The 21,786-nt window shown below is 49.3% G+C and carries 19 protein-coding genes; 7 read left to right on the top strand and 12 right to left on the bottom strand.

Annotated elements, in window-relative coordinates; genetic code table 11:
- The first annotated feature begins 8 nt into the window (after positions 1-8).
- Both PHQ97_06710 and PHQ97_06705 read left to right on the top strand, forming a co-directional pair.
- Positions 9-1,010, top strand: coding sequence for a hypothetical protein (locus tag PHQ97_06710; GenBank protein MDD4392425.1), 1,002 nt, complete (start codon positions 9-11; stop codon positions 1,008-1,010).
- A gap of 177 nt (positions 1,011-1,187) precedes the next feature.
- On the top strand, positions 1,188-1,376 hold the full coding sequence (locus tag PHQ97_06705) for a 4Fe-4S binding protein (GenBank protein ID MDD4392424.1): 189 nt from the start codon (positions 1,188-1,190) through the stop codon (positions 1,374-1,376).
- Between the two features lie 122 nt (positions 1,377-1,498).
- Here PHQ97_06705 and thyX read toward each other — a convergent pair whose 3' ends face one another.
- Positions 1,499-2,161, bottom strand: coding sequence for an FAD-dependent thymidylate synthase (gene thyX / locus PHQ97_06700; GenBank protein MDD4392423.1), 663 nt, complete (start codon positions 2,159-2,161; stop codon positions 1,499-1,501).
- 348 nt (positions 2,162-2,509) lie between these two features.
- Between thyX and PHQ97_06695 the strand changes: the two genes are divergently transcribed.
- The 5 genes from PHQ97_06695 (at position 2,510) to PHQ97_06675 (ending at position 10,115) form a co-directional block, all read left to right on the top strand.
- On the top strand, positions 2,510-2,842 hold the full coding sequence (locus PHQ97_06695; GenBank protein MDD4392422.1) for a hypothetical protein: 333 nt from the start codon (positions 2,510-2,512) through the stop codon (positions 2,840-2,842).
- 203 nt (positions 2,843-3,045) lie between these two features.
- Entirely contained in the window at positions 3,046-3,771 is a 726-nt protein-coding gene (locus PHQ97_06690) for a lysophospholipid acyltransferase family protein (protein MDD4392421.1), read from the top strand.
- The gene (locus PHQ97_06685; GenBank protein ID MDD4392420.1) at positions 3,765-5,414 is read left to right on the top strand and encodes a ribonuclease J; all 1,650 of its coding nucleotides are present in this window, start codon (positions 3,765-3,767) and stop codon (positions 5,412-5,414) included. Before PHQ97_06690 ends, PHQ97_06685 begins: the two co-directional genes overlap by 7 nt.
- A 22-nt stretch (positions 5,415-5,436) precedes the next feature.
- Positions 5,437-7,614: a DNA translocase FtsK gene (locus PHQ97_06680; protein ID MDD4392419.1), complete on the top strand. Its 2,178-nt coding sequence runs from the start codon at positions 5,437-5,439 to the stop codon at positions 7,612-7,614.
- 104 nt (positions 7,615-7,718) lie between these two features.
- Positions 7,719-10,115 carry a PAS domain S-box protein gene (locus tag PHQ97_06675; GenBank protein MDD4392418.1) on the top strand — a complete coding sequence of 799 codons (2,397 nt, stop codon included), beginning with the start codon at positions 7,719-7,721 and terminating at the stop codon, positions 10,113-10,115.
- Between the two features lie 108 nt (positions 10,116-10,223).
- Here PHQ97_06675 and PHQ97_06670 read toward each other — a convergent pair whose 3' ends face one another.
- From PHQ97_06670 to PHQ97_06620, 11 genes are all read right to left on the bottom strand, one after another.
- Positions 10,224-11,162: a tetratricopeptide repeat protein gene (locus tag PHQ97_06670; protein MDD4392417.1), complete on the bottom strand. Its 939-nt coding sequence runs from the start codon at positions 11,160-11,162 to the stop codon at positions 10,224-10,226.
- 3 nt (positions 11,163-11,165) lie between these two features.
- Positions 11,166-11,585, bottom strand: coding sequence for a membrane protein insertion efficiency factor YidD (yidD, locus tag PHQ97_06665; protein MDD4392416.1), 420 nt, complete (start codon positions 11,583-11,585; stop codon positions 11,166-11,168).
- Positions 11,586-11,606: 21 nt separating this feature from the next.
- Positions 11,607-13,349, bottom strand: a complete 1,743-nt coding sequence (gspE, locus tag PHQ97_06660; protein ID MDD4392415.1) for a type II secretion system ATPase GspE — start codon at positions 13,347-13,349, stop codon at positions 11,607-11,609.
- A 97-nt stretch (positions 13,350-13,446) separates the two neighbouring features.
- Positions 13,447-15,459 carry a type II secretion system secretin GspD gene (gene gspD, locus PHQ97_06655; GenBank protein ID MDD4392414.1) on the bottom strand — a complete coding sequence of 671 codons (2,013 nt, stop codon included), beginning with the start codon at positions 15,457-15,459 and terminating at the stop codon, positions 13,447-13,449.
- A 122-nt stretch (positions 15,460-15,581) separates the two neighbouring features.
- Positions 15,582-16,436 carry a type II secretion system protein N gene (locus PHQ97_06650; protein MDD4392413.1) on the bottom strand — a complete coding sequence of 285 codons (855 nt, stop codon included), beginning with the start codon at positions 16,434-16,436 and terminating at the stop codon, positions 15,582-15,584.
- Positions 16,437-16,478: 42 nt separating this feature from the next.
- Complete coding sequence (gspN, locus tag PHQ97_06645) at positions 16,479-17,360, bottom strand: type II secretion system protein GspN (protein MDD4392412.1); 882 nt, start codon at positions 17,358-17,360, stop codon at positions 16,479-16,481.
- A gap of 9 nt (positions 17,361-17,369) precedes the next feature.
- The gene (locus PHQ97_06640; GenBank protein MDD4392411.1) at positions 17,370-17,897 is read right to left on the bottom strand and encodes a hypothetical protein; all 528 of its coding nucleotides are present in this window, start codon (positions 17,895-17,897) and stop codon (positions 17,370-17,372) included.
- 22 nt (positions 17,898-17,919) lie between these two features.
- The gene (gene gspL / locus PHQ97_06635; GenBank protein MDD4392410.1) at positions 17,920-19,410 is read right to left on the bottom strand and encodes a type II secretion system protein GspL; all 1,491 of its coding nucleotides are present in this window, start codon (positions 19,408-19,410) and stop codon (positions 17,920-17,922) included.
- An 83-nt stretch (positions 19,411-19,493) separates the two neighbouring features.
- Complete coding sequence (locus tag PHQ97_06630; protein MDD4392409.1) at positions 19,494-20,576, bottom strand: general secretion pathway protein GspK; 1,083 nt, start codon at positions 20,574-20,576, stop codon at positions 19,494-19,496.
- A 4-nt stretch (positions 20,577-20,580) separates the two neighbouring features.
- Positions 20,581-21,261: a prepilin-type N-terminal cleavage/methylation domain-containing protein gene (locus PHQ97_06625; protein MDD4392408.1), complete on the bottom strand. Its 681-nt coding sequence runs from the start codon at positions 21,259-21,261 to the stop codon at positions 20,581-20,583.
- 33 nt (positions 21,262-21,294) lie between these two features.
- Positions 21,295-21,783 carry a prepilin-type N-terminal cleavage/methylation domain-containing protein gene (locus PHQ97_06620; GenBank protein MDD4392407.1) on the bottom strand — a complete coding sequence of 163 codons (489 nt, stop codon included), beginning with the start codon at positions 21,781-21,783 and terminating at the stop codon, positions 21,295-21,297.
- Positions 21,784-21,786 lie beyond the last annotated feature (3 nt).

Here is a 21,786-nt window from a genome sequence, read left to right as displayed (position 1 = left end):
AGGCATGCATGATGAATCCGCTGTATTTCCCATTCACGTACATATCAGAACCCACTGCAACCACATTGCAACGCATGTTCGGCAGGGTAACGGTCTACCAGGCATCGGCCATGAGAACTCCGGTTCACCTGAAACGTCTGGCCGATGATGACCGGATCGAGCTCCGGATCCCGGTTAAAGGCGATGAAGATCAAATACATGCACTGCTGAACGATTTTAAAACCTGGTCCGAACTTCATAACGCCAGAGACTTTTCCTTTTTTAAAACCCGGCAGGGGCACATTCCCTTTTTTGAGGAAACATCGGTCTCCCGGATCCGATCGGATATCAAGCACCAGATGCAAACGGCTCCGGCATCGAAAAATAACCGACTGCTGTCCTGCAGGATATTTCTGCACTTTGCCCAGCAATATGATGAGCAGCAGTCTGAATTGATTCAAAATTTAGCATCGCATGAAACCATGCGAAAAAATCTTTTTGCGAATTTGACGGGGGAAGGCATCCGCCTTCCGGAGAGCATAGCAGGTTCAGACGATTTTCCGAATGCCGGCTCCGGCGACTTTATGACCGCCGAACGGATGGAAGCCTGGGCCCGGCTGTTCGCAAATGACGCGGACCGACTCCGATTTGACATGCTGATTACCACCAGTCGTGAGGTAATCGACCACATCAGGGGAAAAGCCCCTGCGCTGGAACAGCGCTTATTTCTCGATAACATCGAGTCAATTCAAAATTTACTGTCCCGTGACCGCCCGGCCGGGAAAACTGATATGGCGACATATCTGCAGCATCTGGCTGTTCACGGTCATTCGCCTCAAAACACTTTCTTTAACGACCCGCTGAACACAGCTGAAAAGGCTCATAAAGGTTCGATGACCGTTTTCGTTGCACATAACACGAGGCCCACGGATTTCATAGCCCTCTTTACCAGCGAACCAACTTTAGACTCGGCCGCGGATCAATCTCACCGGAGCGTTGCAAATACACTTGTGATATTCATTGACCTTTAAGGACTACGTCCGCATCATGCTCCGGTTCCGGCGTGCCGGAAAATAGCGGTTATTATTTTTAAATCTCTGCGATACAATGCTTGACTCGATCTGGCATTTATTATAAGGGGGTTTTGTTATGGGAAAAAATTATTGGTCATATTTTTGACTCTATTACTTTAAAAAGGAGACTTTTCAATGGCATTTAATCCAGTTGTTGACGAAGAAAAATGCGTCGGATGTGAAGCATGCGTCGATGTATGCCCCGTAGAAGTATTTGAAATGAAAGACGGAAAATCTGTTGCGGTCAATGCCGAAGAATGCATTGGTTGCGAAAGTTGCGTTGAAGCATGTCCGGAAGATGCAATTGAGGTTCAGGAAGACTAGAAATTACTCGATTCTTTCCCCCGGGGCCCCATGCAAATGTCCCCGGGGGAAGCCTTACCCAGCTGCTCGGCCCTTTATCGGCCGCCCTGTCGACCGTCAATCCGCCCTGCCGCGCATCTGTTTTATTTTTCTGAAATCGTTCTGATGTCAGCGCTGAATTTTTCAAACAAATCGTCAAACAGTATCGGTACAGATGCATGAAAATCTTCCAGAAGCGGGAGCATGATTTCCCGGATCTGGGGATGAGCGGCGCTGGCGCATCTGAGTTCAAACACATGCCGCCACTGCCTGAGGTTACATGTCATGACGATTTCGGTTTTCAGACTGTTGGGAAGAACACTTCTGGCCTGTTCGGGTCGGGCACCGGATTCCAGAAGTTTCATATAACTGTTTTCCGCCTGTTCCATGGCACTGTACCACAACCGGTACGGCAATGAATCCTCATCCCAGAAAACCGGTTTTATAACGGTAATTTCTTTGCCGAACCTGTCCCTGGAATAGTTGGCATAGCGTGTGCTTTCCTGGCTGTAGGATGCCAGACGATGACGAACCAGTTCATGGGTCACCCCCCGGTCACATATGAATTTTACCGTAATCGAAAAATGTTCAATCACACTCAGATGCCCCATTTTTATCAGACGCCCTGCAAACTCCATGGCTGAACCCGATGTAATCTTGTCCTCCGACTTGTAGCAGGTTCTTCCGGCCATTTCGATACAGCTCAGGATTGAATCCGTATCCGGCATAAAGAGGATTTCATGAGAAGGGGATACGACTTTCATCATCAAACTCCTTTATCTGGTCATCAATTATTTTAATTCCATGGCGATCTGATTTTCCGGCGCTGAGCCCTTAACGGTTTTCATCCGCCTTCTTGGCACCCCCGGTCGAAACAGGCATTGTCGCGTCAGGCGTTCCGATGCATAAGCGATAAAACCCCCACAAATTTTATTCATTCAACCTGTCCAGACCCGGGACACACAGTTCCCCACGGTTAACCTTACATCACACATTTTTTTTGGGCAATGACTTTTATGGAGATTTAAATCAGCCTCCACCCCCCGACCAGCTTGCCGGGCCGGCAATCATATATGTATTGCACCATAACACGTCATATGGTATGTAAATGGCTTATGAAAAGTTATGTCATAGATGAACTCAGATACCCTGACTACGAAAAGATCAGAGCACATCTGGATCTGCACTGCGAAGCCTGCAGTCTGGGTGGAATTTACTGGATACCGCTCGAACCGACGCTGTACAACAACGTCCAAGCCTCTCACGGCGAGTGCAGCCCCTTTTATATCGCTTTGGATCTGACACCGGAAAAACTGGTTTGCGAACTGCTGGTGCGGACGAAAAACCGTGTGCGGTGCGATTGTATCAGCTATGCTGACAAAGCCCAGCGAAACTGGATCATCCAGCTGGTTGACAATATGTTTTCCGAACTGTGCATCATCACCTGACCCGTCTTCTGCAGCCGGTTTTCGTTCCGAGTGCGTCATATGTTTGAGCGGATGCCACCCGCAGCCGCATTGCTCGAATTGACACAAGGGCATCTGCCCTGATATCAACACAAGTAAAAAACCCGTGACAATTCAGACAGGTAGTTGTCTCCGAGCAATCAGCCCGGTTATCCGGTCAGCTGCTCACGATGGAAATGACTCTTATGATTCGGACACTGTTTATTATCATATGGATTATACTTGCGACACTGATCTTTGGTATGTTTGCCGTCCTGTTTTCTTTTTTTGATAAAACCGGAAATCTGTCTCATATCATTGCCAGATTATGGGCAAAAGGCATACTGTTCGCCAGCCGAATCAAGGTCAATGTCCGTGGGCTGTCTCACATAAATCCGTCCGGATTCTTTATCTACATGGCCAATCACCAGAGCAATTTTGATATCCCGGTGCTGATGGCCTGTCTTCCCGTTCAGTTCCGATGGCTTGCCAAAGCAGAGCTGTTTGACATTCCTTTTTTCGGCTATGTGATACGCCGATCCGGCTATATCAGCATTGACCGCTCCAATCCCAAGTCTGCACTTAAAAGCCTCAAAAAAGCGGCTGAGATTATTAAAACCGGCACTTCCGTGTGTATATTCCCCGAAGGCACCCGAAGCCATGACGGACATATCGGTTCCTTTAAAAAAGGGGGCATCCGGCTGGCAATCGATTCGGGGGTCTCGATCATTCCGGTCGTTATTCACGGCACCTGGCCCATCATGCCAAAAAACCGGTTAAGAATTCGCCCCGGAAATGTAACTGTCAAAATTCTTCCTCCGGTTGAAACATCTGCCTATACCCGAAAAGAAGCCAATATTCTTCAAAACAGAATCAGAGAGATCATTTTCGACTCATTTGAATCGATGGAAAAGGTCAAATCCGTATGCTGAAAATAATTCCGTTGGGCGGCCTCGGCGAAATCGGCCTGAACATGATGGTATTTGAATATGGAGAGACCCTGTTCATCGTCGATGCAGGTCTTATGTTTCCCGAAGACTATATGCTGGGAATTGACTTTGTGATCCCCGCAATGGACTATATCATCGAAAACCGGCATAAAATCTCGGCCATCGTGCTGACCCATGCACACGAAGATCATATAGGCGCCCTGCCTTATCTGCTCAGAGAAATAACCGCCCCGGTATACGGCACGCCGTTTACACTGGGCATTGTCCGTCAGAAGCTTGACGAACACGGACTTTTTCCCGATGTGGAACTCAAAGTAATTCATCCGGATGAAACTTTACAAATCGGGGAATTTAATCTCGAATTTGTGCGGGTCGGACACAGCATCATTGACGGCGTAGGACTGGGTATCCGAACGCCTCTGGGGCTGATTGTCCATACCGGGGATTTTAAAATCGGTCCCACCTCCATCCGGGGAATGCTGACGGATGTGGAACGTTTTGCACGATTTGGCAGAGAAGGTGTCCTGGCGCTGCTGTCAGATTCCACGAACGTGGAAAAGGAAGGCACGACCATTTCAGATGAGCAGGTCGGGGACACGCTGGCCGCCATCATCAGGGAAAGCAGGGGACGTGTCATCGTCGCGCTTTTTGCTTCCAATATCTCCCGTATCCAGCAAATCATAAACATCGCCAGGAAAAGAGGCTCCAAAATCATATTGACCGGTCGAAGTATCGAACAAAGCACTGCCATCGCCAGGGAACTGGGCTATCTCCAAATTCCGGAATCAATGGAGATAACGCTTGATCAGCTTGACAGGTTCCCCGACGAAAATATTATCATGATCACGACCGGTTCCCAGGGGGAACCCATGTCAGCTCTGGCCAGAATGGCGGCCGGAAATCACAGGCAAATTCAAATCAAAGCCAATGATACGGTTATCCTGTCCTCCAAATTTATCCCAGGCAATGAAAAGGCCATTGCCAGCATCATCAATAAACTTTACAAACGCGGAGCAAATGTAATTTATGAAAAGATCTCCTCAATTCACGTATCCGGTCACGCGTTCCGGGAAGAATTAAAACAGATGATCCTTCTTACAAAACCAAGGTATTTCATACCGATTCATGGTGAATATCGTCATCTGGTGCTGCACACCCGGCTGGCTCAGGAGGTAGGCATTCCCGTGGACCGGACATTGCTGGCCGAAAACGGCCAGGTCATCGAATTTGACAAAACCGGTTGCCGTATTACGGACAGCGTGGTGACCGGCAGAGTGCTCATTGACGGCAAAGGTGTCGGCGATGTCGGTAAAAGCGTGCTCAAGGAAAGGCATATTCTATCAAAAGACGGGCTTGTCGTGATCAATATGGCCTTTGATGAACAGACCGGCGTCGTGGTCTACGGGCCTGAAATTGTATCAAGAGGGTTTGTGTTTGAAACAGAAACCGGACATGTTCTGGAAGGCGCAAAAGATGTCATTTTCCAGCTGATAGACGAGCTGCCCCCGGACAGTGAGAATCGGATCGAACTCATCCGAACCCGAATTAAATCGGCGTTAAGAAAATATTTCAATTTTGCCATCAGCCGCCGTCCGGTTATACTTCCCTTTATTCTGGAAGTATGAGGGAATAAGGATTCATCATCAAATGCGCAAGGAAATCATCGGTATTTTATTATTTTTCATGGTTATTTTTACCCTGATCAGCCTCCTGTCCTTCAGCGCGGCTGACCCTTCCATTCACAATGCGAGCGCCACCCTTCATATCCATAATTTTTTTGGTTTTCTAGGGGCGCATGTGGCTGGCATTCTGTTTGGACTGTTCGGCCTCGGTGCCTTCTGGATACCGGTATTGCTGATGATTTCCAGCATCCATTTTATGGGCAGCCATCCCGCAAAAGCCAAGGCCATGACCGTGGGCGGAGGGCTTCTGCTGATTATCGCCACGGGCAGTCTTCTGGCGCTGAAACAGAACCATTACGCAATGTTCGGTACCCATTTTTCATCCGGCGGTATTATCTGCATTCCCTTGGCATCATTTCTGGTCAGGTTTTCCAATGCTTCCGGCGCACTGATTATTCTTCTGCTCTGCTGGATCATCGGTCTGATCCTTTCCACCGGATTTTCCCTGCTGGCATTCGGCCGAAAGCTCAGAAACGCAGGAGGCACTGCCGTCCATCGCATAAAAACCCTGCATGTACTCTGGAAACAGCGAAAAGAAAAAGCCAAAACCCGCACGATGTTGAAGGCGCAACAAAAGTCAGCAAAAAAGACGGAAAAAACCGCTGTAAAAAAACCGACGGCCATCGAAATCCCCCCCCCCGTCCCCAAGATAATCAAAAAAATTCCGCCCCCGAAACAGGAAGTTTTCGAATTTATGAAAACCTCATCCGGGTTCGAGCTTCCCTCAATAAAATTTCTTGATGACCCGGAAGACAATGAGATATCGGCCAACACCGAAATTTTAGAAATGCAATCCAGGATACTGGAGAAAAAACTCGATGATTTCGGGGTCCACGGCAAAATTGTTGCAGTCAGCCCCGGGCCGGTGATTACCACCTTTGAATATGAACCCGCACCGGGAGTCAAAATCAACAAAGTGGTCAATCTTTCCGATGACCTGGCGCTTGCGCTCAAAGCCATCAGCATCCGAATTGTCGCACCCATTCCGGGCAAAGCGGCCATCGGAATTGAAATACCCAATTCATCCCGGGAAATTGTCCGGTTCAAAGAGGTAGTCACTTCCAATGTATTTGAAGCATCCAAATCCAAACTGACGCTGTGTCTGGGTAAAGACATTGTCGGCAACCCGGTGGTGGCAGCTTTGGACAAAATGCCCCACCTGCTGATCGCCGGTGCCACCGGCACCGGAAAAAGCGTGGGGTTAAATTCCATGATTTGCAGTTTCCTGTACAAGGCCAGTCCCGATGACGTCAAGCTCATCATGGTCGACCCCAAACGCATTGAGCTGTCGATGTATAACGGGATTCCGCACCTGATCACGCCCGTCGTCACAGATATCAAAAAAGCGACCAATGCCCTTTACTGGGCCGTTCGTGAAATGGAAAATCGATACAAGCTGCTTTCCGAAGAAAAAGCCCGAAATATCATTCAATACAATCAAAAAATGGAAAAAAAAGACGCCACGGACAATCCGGAGGGACATACAAAACTGCCCTATATCGTCATTATCATCGACGAGCTGGCAGACCTGATGATGGTCGCCTCACGCGACGTTGAAGTGGCCCTCACCCGTCTGGCTCAGATGGCCAGAGCATCGGGCATTCATATGATACTGGCCACGCAGAGACCGTCTGTGGATGTTCTGACCGGAATTATAAAAGCCAATTTCCCTACCCGGCTGACCTTTCAGGTATCTTCCAAAACCGATTCGAGGACCATTCTCGATACCAACGGCGCCGAAACCCTTCTCGGAAACGGAGACATGCTGTTTCTTCCACCCGGAACGGCAAAGCTGCAGCGTATTCACGGAGCCTATATCTCAGAGACGGAAATTACGCAAATAACAGAATTTCTAAAAAGCCAGCAAGCTCCGGAGTATGATGAATCCGTTCTGGAAAAACAGGAACCCCAGGCTGCAGAGAGTGAAGATGAAGACTACGACGAACGATATGATGATGCTGTGGCCCTTGTCACCCGTGCCGGCCAGGCATCCATATCCATGGTTCAACGACATCTGCGCATCGGGTACAACCGCGCCGCCCGGATTATTGAAACCATGGAAAAGGAAGGTGTCGTCGGACCATCGGATGGGGCCAAACCCAGAGAAGTCCTGGTAAGGGGATTTGAAAACGACGGCATGTAAAAGCAAGCGCCCTGCAGGCGGACTCAGGAGCACTATCGCTTGAGGAGCACTTCGTTTAAGGCAATCTCTATACCATAAAACCATACAGGAATCAGAGTAGACCCATGATGACTAACGCGTTTATTATTTCGTTTTTCAGTGTGGTATCCGGTGCAGCGGTAGCACTGATAACTGTCGCATTTCTGATGAAATATCATCCTGCCCGGAAGCGCGCTTTACCGGAAACGGAGGGGCCCGGCACAAAACCCATTCCGCCTGATGCAGTGTTCAACTGCCTTGACATGGGGCTTGTCATCATTGATTTAAACGGTTGTGTCCGGTTTATGAATACACATGCCCTGTCTTTATGCGGACTGGAACAGGATAACACCGTCGGAAAGCGCTTAACCGACATTAGGCCTTTTGCCGACCCGCCCGGCTGCGATCACTTCAAGGACCTTGTCCGGGATATCGTCGATGCCCGGCACCGCCCTCCTGTCAAAAAATACATCTCTTTTGAAATCAACGGCCAGCCCCGTTTGATAAGCGAAACCCATTATCCGGTCATAGATACCTGTGAGATCATGATCGGTTTGGCCATGGTACTGGAAACCATGCCCGGACGGATTTGCGCCGCGATGACGGAGGCACAGGCGGACGACCGCCTCAGAGCCTTTGAAGCCTCAGGTGCCGCCATGGCCATTTTCGAAGATGATATGAGCATTTCAATGGTCAATTCCGAATTTGAACGCCTGACCCGGTTTTCGAAAGAAGAAATCGAAGGGGAAAAAACCTGGCCCGATTTTATCGCCGACGACGATCTGGACCCGATAAAAAAATATTTATCTGAACGACAACAGCCACCCGATCAGCCACCCCCTCCACAGGAGTTCAGACTCACTGACAAGACCGGTCAGATCAAACATATTTTATATAGAGTCAATATCATTGCTCACACAAAACGATGCGTGGCCACCCTGATCAATATCACGGAACGCAAACAGGCTGAAGAGCGGCTGAAGCAGAGCGAAACATGCTACCGGACACTCGTGGAATCCACCATGGACGGGTTTTTCATGTTCGAATTACCCTCCGGACAGTTTTTGAAACTAAATCAGATGTTCTGCGATCTTTACGGTTATACGATGGAGGAGTCTCTCAAACTGACCATTTGGGATGTGATCTCACCGGAGGATCATGTCCCGATTCATCGCGATATCGAAAGATGGGTTAACGATGAAACCCCCGCAGACAATCATGAGGTCATCAATACGATTCGTAAAAACGGCTCCAGACTGCGGATAGAAGTGTCAACATCGCTTGTGAAATTTGAGGGAAAAATCGTGTTTCAGGGTCTCATCAAAGATGTAACGGAACGTGAGCAACTTCAACGCCAACTCCAGGAATCTCAGAAAATGAACGCCATCGGCACTCTGGCCGGCGGCATTGCCCATGATTTCAACAACCTGCTGATGGGGGTTCAAGGCTACACCACATTGATGCTGCTGGATATCAGCCCCAGCCATCCTCATTATAAACGACTCAAATTTATTGAGCAGCACGTGGAAAAAGGCGCCAATCTCACGCGCCAGATTCTGGACTTCGCACAGACGAAGCAGCAGGAACTGGAAAAAACAGACCTCAATGTGCTGATCAAACGAAGTCTCAATATGTTCAGCCAGACCCGAAAGGAAGTGAACATTCACACCACCTACCAGCACAGCATCTGGAAAACAGAAGTCGATGCCGGACAAATTGAACAGGTGCTGCTCAATTTGTATCTTAATGCCTGGCAGGCCATGGCGACAGAAGGAGATCTGTACGTTCAGACGCAGAATATCAGCTTTTCAGCCCATCAGATCCGGCCGTTAGGGCTGGAACCGGGAAACTATGTAAAAATTTCCGTAAAAGATACCGGCACCGGCATCCGAAAAGAGCTTCACTCCAAAATATTTGATCCGTTTTTTACGACAAAACCCAACGGGAAAGGAACCGGTCTGGGCCTGGCCTCTTCCTATGGGATCATCAGAAATCACGGCGGGCTTATCGAAGTGCAGAGTGAAGTGGGGAAAGGAGCTCTTTTCAACATCTATCTGCCGGCGGTCAAATCGAAAACCGAACCCAAATCGCTCCCGGATGACCACCACCCGGAGGAGACCAGAACCATTATGCTGGTTGATGATGAGTATCTGATTACCGATGTCGGCTCAGAACTTTTAACCAAACTGGGGTATCAGGTAATGACTGCAAGCAGCGGAAAAGAAGCGGTAACGCTTTACCGGGAACACCTGAGCAGGATTGATTTAGTCATTCTGGATATTATCATGCCCGTTATGGGTGGGCGGGAGACATACGCCCGGCTGAAATCCGTCGATCCGGAAGTAAAGGTCCTTCTTGCAAGCGGCTACAGCCGCGATCATATCGTTGAAGGTTTAATGAAAGACGGATGCAACGGATTTATTCAAAAACCGTTCAAGCTGGAATATCTGGACGAGCAGATCCGTCATATCCTGTTTCCATAACCTGATACCCTTTTTACCGAAAAGATGCAGACAATCAAAGTTTGAATCGCTGTATGGCGTCGATCAATGCACGCTGCGGTGAATCTTCCTGTTTTAACGATTCTTTTTTCAGAAACGACAATTAAAGGAAAATGCGACATTCCGGCTCCCCGGAACTGCGCCAAGCGTAATTCCGGCCGTTTCCTTTATCGTTTCGATAAACCGCCGGTCCTGCGCCTGATTGTATTTATGAGCGCTGGAGACCGCTCCGTAGATATTTCCGCCATAAAACCCGAGTTCAACAAAAGAAATAACTCCTCCCAGGCCATAGTTTTCATCATCAAAGGCCTCAAAGGCCGCAAAAATCAAACCGGCATTGAGTAAGAAGGCCGTTACCGCGTCATAATAACGTTCACAATACGCGAATCCTGCCCCGGGAATAACAGACAGGGCGCCTGCCAGATGCGGATTTTTTTGTTTAATCTGACTGCTTTTGCCCAATTCTGATGAAAGGCGTTTAAGCCGATAAGTATCGGCTGCCGCAGGACTGATCAGGTCAAAATGCCGGCGGGCCTTTTCCCAGTCACCCGTTTGAAGGTAAATCCATCCGATCCGGTAGTGGGCCTCATCCCTGACTATCGGATCTTCAAAAAGTGCCAGCAGATTCTGAAGGACGATAACGGCCTGTCCCGGATCATGGAGCAATTCATGGCACCGGCTGAGCATGACATAGGAACGAATCGAAAAATCGGTATTTTCAAAAGTTCGAATCAGTTCTTCAAATGCCTTGATCGCATCCCTGAACCGGTTCCCGTTAAAATAGGACATCCCGATCTGATACCTGGCCTGTTCCACCCGGCCATCTTCCGGGAAAAAATATACAAACCGCTCGAATTCCTGAACCGATCGAAAAAAATCACCCGTCGAATAACAGTGCCGGGCATAGTCATACTGCCGGTCCGCATCCAGTTCAATCACGGATGCGGCATGGGAATCAAAACCGGCCATCATCATCAGGACAACCACCCATATGGATAACCGGCACCATCGTTGAAGCAACTTAAACATCTCTTATTTCCACCAGAAATCATTTTGTTCAACAGGGTCATAGCATCGGGTCCGGCCATTGACCTCGACCAATGGCGAACGCCGGAGTTCATCCCGGCCGCATCGCATGAGCCGGTCACACGTCATGATCCATCCCATGAACATGCCATGGCGTTTCACCGATTCCATGGCATATTGCGAGCATGTGGGATACATGGCGCATCGATCCCCATCAGCCCTTGAAATATAAGTACTGAACCACTGGACCGGCTTCAGAACGACCGGAAGCGACCGTTCCGATGAACGCAACGTTCCGGCGGCCATATCGGCCATTACAGTCAGGCCCATCTCCCGTTGCCGGTCATCCGCCGCCACAGGCACAGGCGATATAAGCAGGCTGCACACCCATACGGCTGCGACACAATATATGCTGATACGTTTCACCTGATATGCTTCGTTTTACGGTTATGTCTGGGTAACCCTGAGGATTTCCTCAATCGTGGATACCCCATTGAGAACCTTCTGAACCCCGTCCTGCCTGAGGGTGATCATCCGGTTGGCGAGCGCTTCCTGTTTGATCATGTTTGAATCAAAGGTCTTCAGGATGACACTCTTTAACTGGCTGTTCAGAACCATGATTTCAAAAATCCCCACCCGTCCCCGATACCCTGTATGAAAACATTTTTCGCACCCTCTGGCCTGATACAGACGATGATCCCGAAGCTGATCCGGTGAGATCCCGATCGTTTCAAGGGCCTGATCATCCGGTGTATAAGGCTGCCGGCACTCCGGACACAGAACCCGGATCAGTCTCTGGGCCACAACAGCGATCACCGACGAGGAAATCAAAAACGGTTCGACCCCGATGTCCACCAGACGGGTGATGGCACTGGCCGAATCATTGGTATGAAGTGTGGAAAACACAAGATGGCCGGTTAAAGCCGATTGAACGGCAATCTCTGCAGTTTCCTTGTCCCGTATCTCACCGATAAGTAAAACGTCCGGATCCTGCCGCACGATCGATCGAAGCCCTGTGGAAAACGTCAGGCCGATCTTGGGTTTGACCTGAATCTGGCTGATGCCATTGATCTGGTATTCGATGGGATCTTCAATGGTAATTATATTGATATCCGGGCTGTTGATGGATGACAGAACGCCGTACAGCGTGGTGGTTTTCCCGCTTCCGGTCGGTCCGGTCACCAGGATGATACCGTAGGGAGACCGGACCAGGTCATTGAGCTGGCTGAGCCGATCCGGACTGAGACCGATATCGGACAAAGACAGCAGCGACGCCGTTTTATTCAACAGCCTGAGTACCACCCGTTCCCCGAATGCGGTGGGGATCGTCGAAATCCGCACATCGATGCTCTGCTCCCCGATTCTCACCTCCAGGCGCCCATCCTGAGGCAGCCGTTTTTCGGCGATGTTCATTTTGCCCATCACCTTGATTCGGGATATCAGCGCCGGCTGAATCCATTTCGGAGGCGTGATCAAGTCATACAAAATGCCGTCAACCCGGTAACGGACCTTGAAACTGTCCTGGTAGGACTCGATATGAATATCACTGGCACGGGCCTTGATGGATTGAGAAAGGATATGATTGACCAGTTTGATAATCGGCGCATCGCTCGTATCGTCCAGCAGATCAGCGGTATCCTCGATATCACTGATGACCATGGAGCTGCTTTCTTCCATGTCCTGAACCAGCTGCTCGGCCGAATCCCTGCTCAGATCATAAGATAAATTGATGGCCGACAGTATCGAGTCTTTTGTGGAAAATACAATCTTGTAGTCCCTGAGTCCGAGGATACTGACCAGATCATCCATGGCCTGAAAACAGCCTGGATGGTGAATGGCAATCAGGCAGCGATCAATTTCATTTTGCCGATCGGACGTCTGTTCCGGATCCGGCTTCTGCTTCTGTGTATCGATGAGCAGCGGAATCATCACATATTTTTTCAGAAACTGAATCGGGACTTTCTGCGTAAATACAATGGCGATGTTATCCAGAGGCAAATCAGGCCAGAAGGGAATCCCGTACTGAATACTGAACGCTTCAAGCAACTGGGCCTCGGTAATAATTTTTTTCTGAACCAGCAACTCTCCGGGAGAAGTTTTGCGTTCAGCCGCAATCTGGCCGATCATATCCAGATCAGTGTCCGCAACATTGAAGTTGTCTTTAAGTATCTGTGTAAGATGTTTTCTCATACCTATATGCAGTTAATTTCACTTGAATGTGGATTGGATATCATTGGCCGATGCCCCACACAAAATATCCAAAGGGATAACTCGCCCGGCGGGTCGATCATTGTGCCGTCGTTTCAGACGGTAAACTTTCGGGCGCTGCTGCATCCGGCTGCATCTGATCCGGGTCAGGTTCATTCTTTTCCCTGTACATCTTGATCTGACCCTCTTGCAATTTATCGATCTGCTCTTTCTTATTTAAATATATTTCACGGGCTTCAGCAGGATTTTTGATGACATGCGGCGTCAGAAACACATACAGGTTGGTTTTCTCTCTTGTGTTTGACATGGATTTAAAGGCCCATCCCAACAGGGGGATCTGCCCGAGGCATGGCACTGTATCGGTGGTATTGCTGACGGAATCGTCAATCAGGCCGCCGATAACAACCGTATTTTTGTCCTGGACAATGACCGTCGTGTCAACGGTCCGTTTTAACGTCGTGGGGCGATCTGAGGTGCTGATATCAGAAACCAACTTGGTAACTTCCTGAGATATAACGAGACGGACAAACCGATCCTTGGTGATATGCGGGGTAATCTTCAGCGTGATACCGACATCTTTGTATTCATATGAGCTGTAAGTTTCAACGCCACTGTCAGCCGCCGACTGGGTCTGATACGGTATGTTCTTGCCGATAATGATGGTCGCCTCCTCATGATCTGTTGTCAAAACTTGTGGTGTTGACAAGATATTGACATCAGTGTCAGATTTAAACGCATTTATAATCGCTCCGATATTAGGAAGGGTAACAGATACACCATCAACGACGATATCAAGCGCCCCGCTTACGATTCCCAACGAGAACCCATCGGCTGTTGACAAATCTGTGACATCAACAGAACCAAATCCGCCACCTGAAACGCCAGAGCCACCATTGACTGTTGTATCAGCCAATACCCGCCAATCGGTACCGACATCAAAACTCTTATCCATATTGACTTCCATGATCAACGATTCAATATAAACCATGGCCCTCGGTATATCGAGTTTTTTGATCACCTCCTCAAGCACCTGATAGTCTTCCTTTTCTGCCATGATGATCAGGCTGTTGGTGGCTTTATCCGCACTGATCCGGACATTTTCGGACACCACCGGGGTTGTCGGTTTGCCCTTGGTATCCGCGCTTTTTTTCGTGGGAAGATCCTGGAGCACTTCGGCCAGATCTTCGGCTATGGCGTTTTCCAGGTAATAAACCCGGATTTTTTCCGTACCCCGAGGGGTTTCCTTATCCAGCATTGTGATGAGCGATTTGACCCTTGCAGAATCTACTTCGCTGGCCTTGAGCACAATCGTATTGGTGCGCTCGTCAGCGACAAACCTTATTTCCGTTTCCGATATCCCCTTTTTGACCGCTTGGGCCGGCGCAAACACCGTGGTCAGGACTTTGACCAGATTAGCCGCCTCCGAGTATTCAAGCGGAATAACGGAAACCTCCTGCCCGATGCCGGTTACATCAATCACTTTCATTATGCGAAGCAGGCGGTTGATATTGGACGACACATCCGTGACGATGAGCATGTTGGTCGGAGGATAGGACAGCATCACGCTGTTTTTTGAAATCAGGGGGGCAAACAGACGTTTGAGTTCGTCCGGATCGGCATAAGTCAGCGGAATCAGCCGGGTCACGACCCTATCCTCGGGAGAAACGGCATCCTGCTTAATCAGCGTTTGAATGTTCTTTGTCCGGGCCTCCGGCGCCGGAACGATTTTGGTAATTTCACCGGCCTGCACCGTTGCAAACCCATGAACCTCCAATACCGATTCAAACACCTTGTACGCTTCATCAACGGATATCTTGGTAGGCGAAATAATGGTCACCTTCCCCCTGACCCGGTTATCGACCACAAAATTCTTTCCGGTCAGCTCACTGACAAATTTAATGAATACGCTGATATCGACATCGTTAAAATCAATCGATACAAACCGCTGGGCAGCGGCGGCAGGAGTTGAGCCGGCGGGCGCTGCGGACCGGTTTTGGGCAAAGGCCGCCGAGCCGTGGGTCATTATGATCGCAACAATCGATAGCCACATCCAGAACCGGATCTGTTTTAAAGTTTTGGCGTATAGTTTCATGGAATTCAACTGTCTGATCTCCGTATAAGTTAAATAAGTTTTATTCAAATATGCTCGCTTCCCAGCATCCATGGACTTTTCATCCCGGAATGCATGAGTAAATCTATCCTGTGACATTCTGTCTATTGAATGGTGTAGTTTATGGTCTGAACCTTTCCTCTACGGTTGATTTTGAGCGCAACGCTTGAAGATGATTTCAGACTGTCATACATCTTCAGGGCATCATCGACACTCTTGATATCCCGTCCATCAACGCCGGTAATGATGTCACCGTTTTTCAATTGCATCTGATTAAAAATCGAATCGGGTTTAATGTTGCTGAGTACCAGGCCTTCGGGTATTCCCCGCCTGAAATACGGACGCAGCCTGGCCTGCTGCATCAGCTGATTAAGATTGCTGACAGCGTCCATAATCGAGGATCGCGCCAAATCGACCGACTGGGTATTTCCGGTTACCGCCGCGCTTCGATCCGGTAGCTTACCGGATTTTTCGGTAACCGTATCTTCCATTTCCAGAATTTCATCCTTCCCGTCAGCGGTCAGAATCACTTTTCCCCTGAGAATCATCTTCACGGATGCCGAGGTGTCCTGAATGGTATCGCCGGTCCGATACAGATTCTGTTCCCGGCTCTTCACCTCTTCTATCACCGCATATGCTTTTTTCCGGTCACCGGTTACGGTTCCCCATAATTTTAACGCCAGGTCGGTTTTTTCAAGCGTTGCAAGATCGACCGTTACCGCGGAAGCCGCCGTTTCACCCGTCTGCGTGATGTTAAATAAATTCCTGTCCATCACGGTCTTATAGTCCGACAATGGCGGATACTGGCGTTCCTCAACCACCGCCTGCTCCCCGGGGGTCTGCTGAACCGTAACGCCGCTGTCGAGCCGAAAAGCCATAATGGAATAAAGCGCTTTGACGCCAAAATATACCCCCGACATAATCAGAAACATATTAATAATAATAAAGTATCGTTTCATATAATTTTCATCAATACCGCAGTGTAAATGTTAATTCCGTTATCATTGTCTTGGAAAGGAAACACCGGGGCTGTCCAGCGTACCGCGGACCCTGACAGGAATTTCGCCTCCTGACCGGTTTTCAGACAGTGAATCGACCGGAAACATGATTCGGATACCGGCCAGCAGCAACGGATGAGGTTTCATGCTGCCCCTGAGGTTTAAAACGCTTTTGCCGGCCGGTTTCATCATGACGACCGAACCGGTGAAATCAGCGTCCAGCTGGTTACCCCTGAGATCACATCGCTTGATTTCAAGGCGTTCGGCTTCGATGGTGATGTCGGTTTCAATAGAGTTGAACGCCACCGAATTCAGCGGGATTAACGGCGTCTGAAGCTGGATGGTGCAATCCGACAATACCAGATGCGCCCTGCCGTTTGCTGTTCCCCCGACATTTGCGCGGGTAAAGGTTACCTGCCCGTTCAGGCTGCCGGCCACATCCTGCCGGATGAACTCATACACGGCAGGGATATCCTCGATCCGGATTCTGTCCAGATCGACATCGACTGACAGCAGGCCATCCCCTTTGGCACGGGGTACCCGGGCCATGCCTTTGAACACTCCTTTTGCGGCCGCACCGGCAAACGAAACGTTAACCGTATGGCTCAGCAATGACAATAGATCGGGCCGCACCACCATGGTTTCGGCATAAAACGCGGCTTTACCGAGATAATTCACCCCGACGCCTTCAAGTTTCAGTCCAAGGGGAAACACCGGCTTCAGTTTAACGGTATCGGCTGTCACCCGAACTGCGGGGACAGCCCGGTTCAATTCCGACACCAGGTATTGCCCCACGGCATCTGCCGGAAACAAATGGTAAAGGAAAAAAGCCGCCGATACCATCAGCACAATCAGATACAATAGCCACTTTTTTGAACGGTTCATAGGCACAGACTATTCTTCCGCGGTTTCAGCCTGGAGCACGGCAGTCAGCAGCTGGTTCTGCTTTCCTTCCTTTGATATGGAGATCCGTTTAATGCCGACCATATTTTTGGATGTTTCAATGCTGTACAGATATGCCATCAATTGATTGAGCGTGATGCCCTGAAGTTTCATCTCAACTGAAGACAGTTTATACGGACTGTTTTTAATATCGATCCTGGACGGCTTCATATAGACGATTTTATCTTTAATTCCGGCCTCACCCGCCAGCCGGTCCAGGAAGGGAAACAGGGCAAACCCCTTGTCTCTGTCACTGAACCGCAACGTGATCCGTTCGGATTCTCTCCGAATCGAATCATATTTTACCGTCAGATCAGCCATTTCATCCAGCATCCCGGTTTTCACCTGCAACACCCGCTGCAGTTGCCTTTTTCCATCAATCAATGGAACCACACCCCACTGGATGAAAGCAAAAACAAGGATACAGGCTACCGCGGCCGCGATGGAATATCTTTCACGGTTGCTGAGTTTAATTGCCATTCATACAACCCTTTCAAAATCCTTACAGAATTACCTTGAGTTTAAACCGGACCCGGTTATCGGTTCTGTCCATATTGGCCGAGCTGATCGTTACGGTTTTAAACATATCCGACTGTTCGAGCCGATTTTTGACATCATCGATCGAATTGAACGTATCGGTTTGTCCGGAAATCATGACACTTTCCTCATCGATCACCATACGATCCAGATCCACGTCAATTTGTCTGGGAATGAGGCTGCTGATTTCATAAATAATATCGATGACCGGTTGGGTTGATCCGGTCTGAACGGAAAACAATGACGTTTTCTCCATTTCCTTGATATGAGCATGCATCTGATGCACCGGATCGACAATACGCGTTACCTCGGGAAATGATGCCCGGAATTTGTCTGCCAGACGTTCATCGACCGCATTGACCTGCTGCTTCAGCTGCCAGGTATCGACAGCGATACTGAATAGTCCCAGGCACACCGCCATTACGGCGATCAACCCGGTTGTGATAATTAGTTTGCGATTTCCCGTCCATTGCTTTTTGACTGAAAACGTATCCTTTCTGAAATTCAGGCAGTCAATGGCATTGACTTCGGTCAGGGCCAGCGCGAGCGCATTGTCCATCACATCGCTTTTCCAGATATGATCGGATTGATCAGGCACTGCCATACCGGCCATATCCAACAAATTCAACCGCGTTACCGGGAGTTCCAGAACCGGTGCCAGCTCTTGCTCAACAGCGGTTTCAGGCAGACCGCTTCCGGTAATAAAGACGGTTTCCACCACTAAATCCGTGCCGCATGCATCTTCAAAGGCCGATACGGTTCTGAGGATATTGTCGCAAAGGGAGTTTGGGCCATTGAACAGATCCGGGCCAAGCGAAAATGACCGGATAAGCGATATTCGACCCGACACAATTAAAAACAGGGTCGCCTGGTGTGAATCGACATCAGCCAGCAGCCAGGTTTCAAGAGAATCCGGGTTATTGATCAGGCTCAGAGCGACAGGATATCCCCCGATGGTAATGGTTTCAGGATCTATTTTATTTTCGGTAAAGGCGTCCAGAAAGGACTTGAACTCGGATTTTTGCAGAACAGCCGCAATTAAATCCGTTTGCTCGCCCGTAGTATGAATCGGAATAAAATCCATCAGCTGCTCATCCATTGGCAGAGCCAAATGCGGTTCCAACTCAAACGGCAGTATCTGACGAATTTTTTTAGGTTCTTTGAAAGGGACCTGCATATTTCGAAATGAAACCCGGACCGCCGGAAACGAGGCGATACACCGGCAGGCTTGCACATCAATTTTCTCTGCCAGCTGTTCCAGCCCCTTTCTTACGCGATCAATCCAGTCGCCGGGCTCTGTTACGCTTTCTGTTACGGGAATGTAAAGGCAGTTTTCTATCCAGCTTTCCTTCATGGTCTTTTTCACCTGAACGGCCGCTATGCCATTTTCCCGAATATCAATTGCTAATATGGATCGGCTCATAAATAATTCAACCTTGACGGTTTTATGACTCATCTGCCGGCTGCATTCGGCTCAACCTTTCGCAGAAAGGCCGAAAGCATCACCGGTTTAATTGGACAGACAGAATATGTTATATGTCATTCCGGCTGCCAGCACAACACGCTGCATGTCCATTTGCCGGTTTTTGCCTGTTTTGCCCTTTGAACAACAGCAGTTACCGTCATGGACATGTCATCGAGGGTAGAAACCGACCGGATACGGAATATATCGCTTGATGTCGTAATCAGATCCGCTTTGATTGTCACATCACTCAACCCCGGGACATCCTTGTACCATGTCGGACTTGAAAGATTGTAAATATAAGTTTCATCTGCCTTTTCAAGCCGGTACTCATCGATGGGCTGAGCAAAAATTGCGTCACCGGGCGGCAGCAGGGCAGCGATGACCGGCAAGGACGCAGTGTTGATATTAATTTTGCCTTTGTAGGTAAACTTGTTTTCCGCGGTGGCTGACACGCCGTAAACTGTCAGATAAGACGATATTCCGCTCTCGCCGCCCACGCCATCAAACAGATCAGCCGTAACCCCTTTTACCCGGGCCAGCTCTCCTAAATGATCAAACGGCGCATTCCGGCACGAATACGGCGGTTCCAGTCCCTGATAATAATCGGATTCTGCGCCGCTTAAGCCGGTTACGGCATCGTCGTCTCCGGAATCGATCCAGTCCTTGGTTGAATTCAAAATAGTGGATGGCTCGATATCCTGGAATTGCTCATCATCCAGAAGTTTGAAAAAAGCGATAAAATTTTCCCACAACTGATGCTGGGCCTCATTAAACGCGCGCCCTTCGGGAAAATCGACCAGTGAATTCACCTGAATTTTACCCATTTCATCGATGATTTCAACCGATACCCGGCCGCTTTCAAACGGAATGTCTCCCATGACCTCAGCGACTTTCTCAGGGTTGGCCCAGTCTTCCTGCAACGAATCCGTATCCGAATCGTTCCTGTCTTTGATCAGCATGGCCATGGCCGCATGTATCCCGGATGAAGCCATATAAGAGAGGGTAACCCGATCCCGGGTCCCCGCAGTTGAGATGACGTTTGAACGTACTCTGCGGTTTACCTCGATGGTGGTCACCATCATCAGGGTGATGACGGTGATGGTGATGAGAAGCGCCATCCCCCGATTCGGCCTTATGATAGATACGATCTTTACCATTGTCTTATTTCTTCTCGGGCCGATACACCGGAAGGGTTACGACCGTCTCAAATTCCCGCGAAAAATCAGCATCGCCTATTTCAAGACGAATGCCGATCGCCCCGGGTGTGGAAAAACCGACATCGTCCGAGTCTGAATCCCAGCTGTCGTACGATTCGCCGTCCTGATCATAATAGGTGAATGACAGCGACAGGACATGATCACACAGCACCGGATCGTTTTTGTTCTCTTCAAAGGGGTCATAAGGATAGAGGCTGTCTGAGCGTCTCAGCACATACTGTCCCGGGCCACGGTCCTGAACATAATAGACGATTTGAGCGATCCCCTGCAGCGGTGGCCGTTCAAATCCGATATGTGAATCCGCCGCAAACCGAAGGCTGGAAAAATCATTGCCCCCGATGGATGATATTTTACCCTCAATCCGATAAGGATCAGGATCATCATCGATGTCCGGCGGACTGTATTGCGGGCGGAAGCTCACGTATGTGGACTGCAGGTCCAGAGTTATCCGGTTTATACAGTCTTTTGCCATCTCATAATAGTCACCGCCACGGGTGATGGACCCGATATCCATAAAAACGGCCCGATACGAACCGAACAGCACGCTGATCACGATCGCAAAGATAAACATTGCGATCAAAATTTCCAACAGGGTAAAACCGCCGGAGCGGGGATGTGTTTTCATGGCATATCTGCCGGACAACATGTGTAAATCCACCTATTGCTCATCACGGGCCATCACATAATTTCGAAGAAGATACACCAATTGGTCATCGCGGTACGACACCGATAGATCGATACGTTTCAGATCCCCTGCAATACTGCCGAGGGGCTCTGATTCCACCTCCTGTATGGATGCCTTCCAGACATAGCCGTCAAACCGGTCTCCGAAACTGCCGGATTGTTCCGCCCCGCTGTCGGTCACGGTTCTCTCCAGTTCCGACATTTTTGCCTGGGCCAGCTGGGGCGCCGTTGTATAAAACTGTACGGATTGATTCATCGAGATACTCTGCGCATGCATCCGGAATACACTGACCAGCACTATGGCAATAATGGATACCGCCACCATGACCTCCATCAAGGTAAAGCCGGCACATGAACGTATCAATCGATACCGACGGCCAATGCTCCCCCCCCCTGCCCCCCTGTGATAATCGCCGGGAAAAATCATGAGCGGTTTACAGTCAGCACCGGATTTGGTTGTCATATC

Source organism: Desulfobacterales bacterium (assembly GCA_028704555.1).
Lineage (GTDB): Bacteria > Desulfobacterota > Desulfobacteria > Desulfobacterales > JAQWFD01 > JAQWFD01.
The sequence above is the reverse complement of the archived record's forward strand: the minus strand, read 5'-3'. Positions and strand labels throughout refer to the sequence as shown.

What these genes read in the sequence shown, in the direction of transcription:
- PHQ97_06710 (MDD4392425.1), top strand. Translation starts at nt 9, where the DNA reads ATGATGAATCCGCTGTATTTCCCATTCACGTACATATCAGAACCCACT.
- PHQ97_06705 (MDD4392424.1), top strand. Translation starts at nt 1,188, where the DNA reads ATGGCATTTAATCCAGTTGTTGACGAAGAAAAATGCGTCGGATGTGAA.
- thyX (MDD4392423.1), bottom strand. Translation starts at nt 2,161, where the DNA reads ATGATGAAAGTCGTATCCCCTTCTCATGAAATCCTCTTTATGCCGGAT.
- PHQ97_06695 (MDD4392422.1), top strand. Translation starts at nt 2,510, where the DNA reads ATGAAAAGTTATGTCATAGATGAACTCAGATACCCTGACTACGAAAAG.
- PHQ97_06690 (MDD4392421.1), top strand. Translation starts at nt 3,046, where the DNA reads ATGATTCGGACACTGTTTATTATCATATGGATTATACTTGCGACACTG.
- PHQ97_06685 (MDD4392420.1), top strand. Translation starts at nt 3,765, where the DNA reads ATGCTGAAAATAATTCCGTTGGGCGGCCTCGGCGAAATCGGCCTGAAC.
- PHQ97_06680 (MDD4392419.1), top strand. Translation starts at nt 5,437, where the DNA reads ATGCGCAAGGAAATCATCGGTATTTTATTATTTTTCATGGTTATTTTT.
- PHQ97_06675 (MDD4392418.1), top strand. Translation starts at nt 7,719, where the DNA reads ATGATGACTAACGCGTTTATTATTTCGTTTTTCAGTGTGGTATCCGGT.
- PHQ97_06670 (MDD4392417.1), bottom strand. Translation starts at nt 11,162, where the DNA reads ATGTTTAAGTTGCTTCAACGATGGTGCCGGTTATCCATATGGGTGGTT.
- gspE (MDD4392415.1), bottom strand. Translation starts at nt 13,349, where the DNA reads ATGAGAAAACATCTTACACAGATACTTAAAGACAACTTCAATGTTGCG.
- gspD (MDD4392414.1), bottom strand. Translation starts at nt 15,459, where the DNA reads ATGAAACTATACGCCAAAACTTTAAAACAGATCCGGTTCTGGATGTGG.
- PHQ97_06650 (MDD4392413.1), bottom strand. Translation starts at nt 16,436, where the DNA reads ATGAAACGATACTTTATTATTATTAATATGTTTCTGATTATGTCGGGG.
- gspN (MDD4392412.1), bottom strand. Translation starts at nt 17,360, where the DNA reads ATGAACCGTTCAAAAAAGTGGCTATTGTATCTGATTGTGCTGATGGTA.
- PHQ97_06640 (MDD4392411.1), bottom strand. Translation starts at nt 17,897, where the DNA reads ATGGCAATTAAACTCAGCAACCGTGAAAGATATTCCATCGCGGCCGCG.
- gspL (MDD4392410.1), bottom strand. Translation starts at nt 19,410, where the DNA reads ATGAGTCATAAAACCGTCAAGGTTGAATTATTTATGAGCCGATCCATA.
- PHQ97_06630 (MDD4392409.1), bottom strand. Translation starts at nt 20,576, where the DNA reads ATGGTAAAGATCGTATCTATCATAAGGCCGAATCGGGGGATGGCGCTT.
- PHQ97_06625 (MDD4392408.1), bottom strand. Translation starts at nt 21,261, where the DNA reads ATGAAAACACATCCCCGCTCCGGCGGTTTTACCCTGTTGGAAATTTTG.
- PHQ97_06620 (MDD4392407.1), bottom strand. Translation starts at nt 21,783, where the DNA reads ATGACAACCAAATCCGGTGCTGACTGTAAACCGCTCATGATTTTTCCC.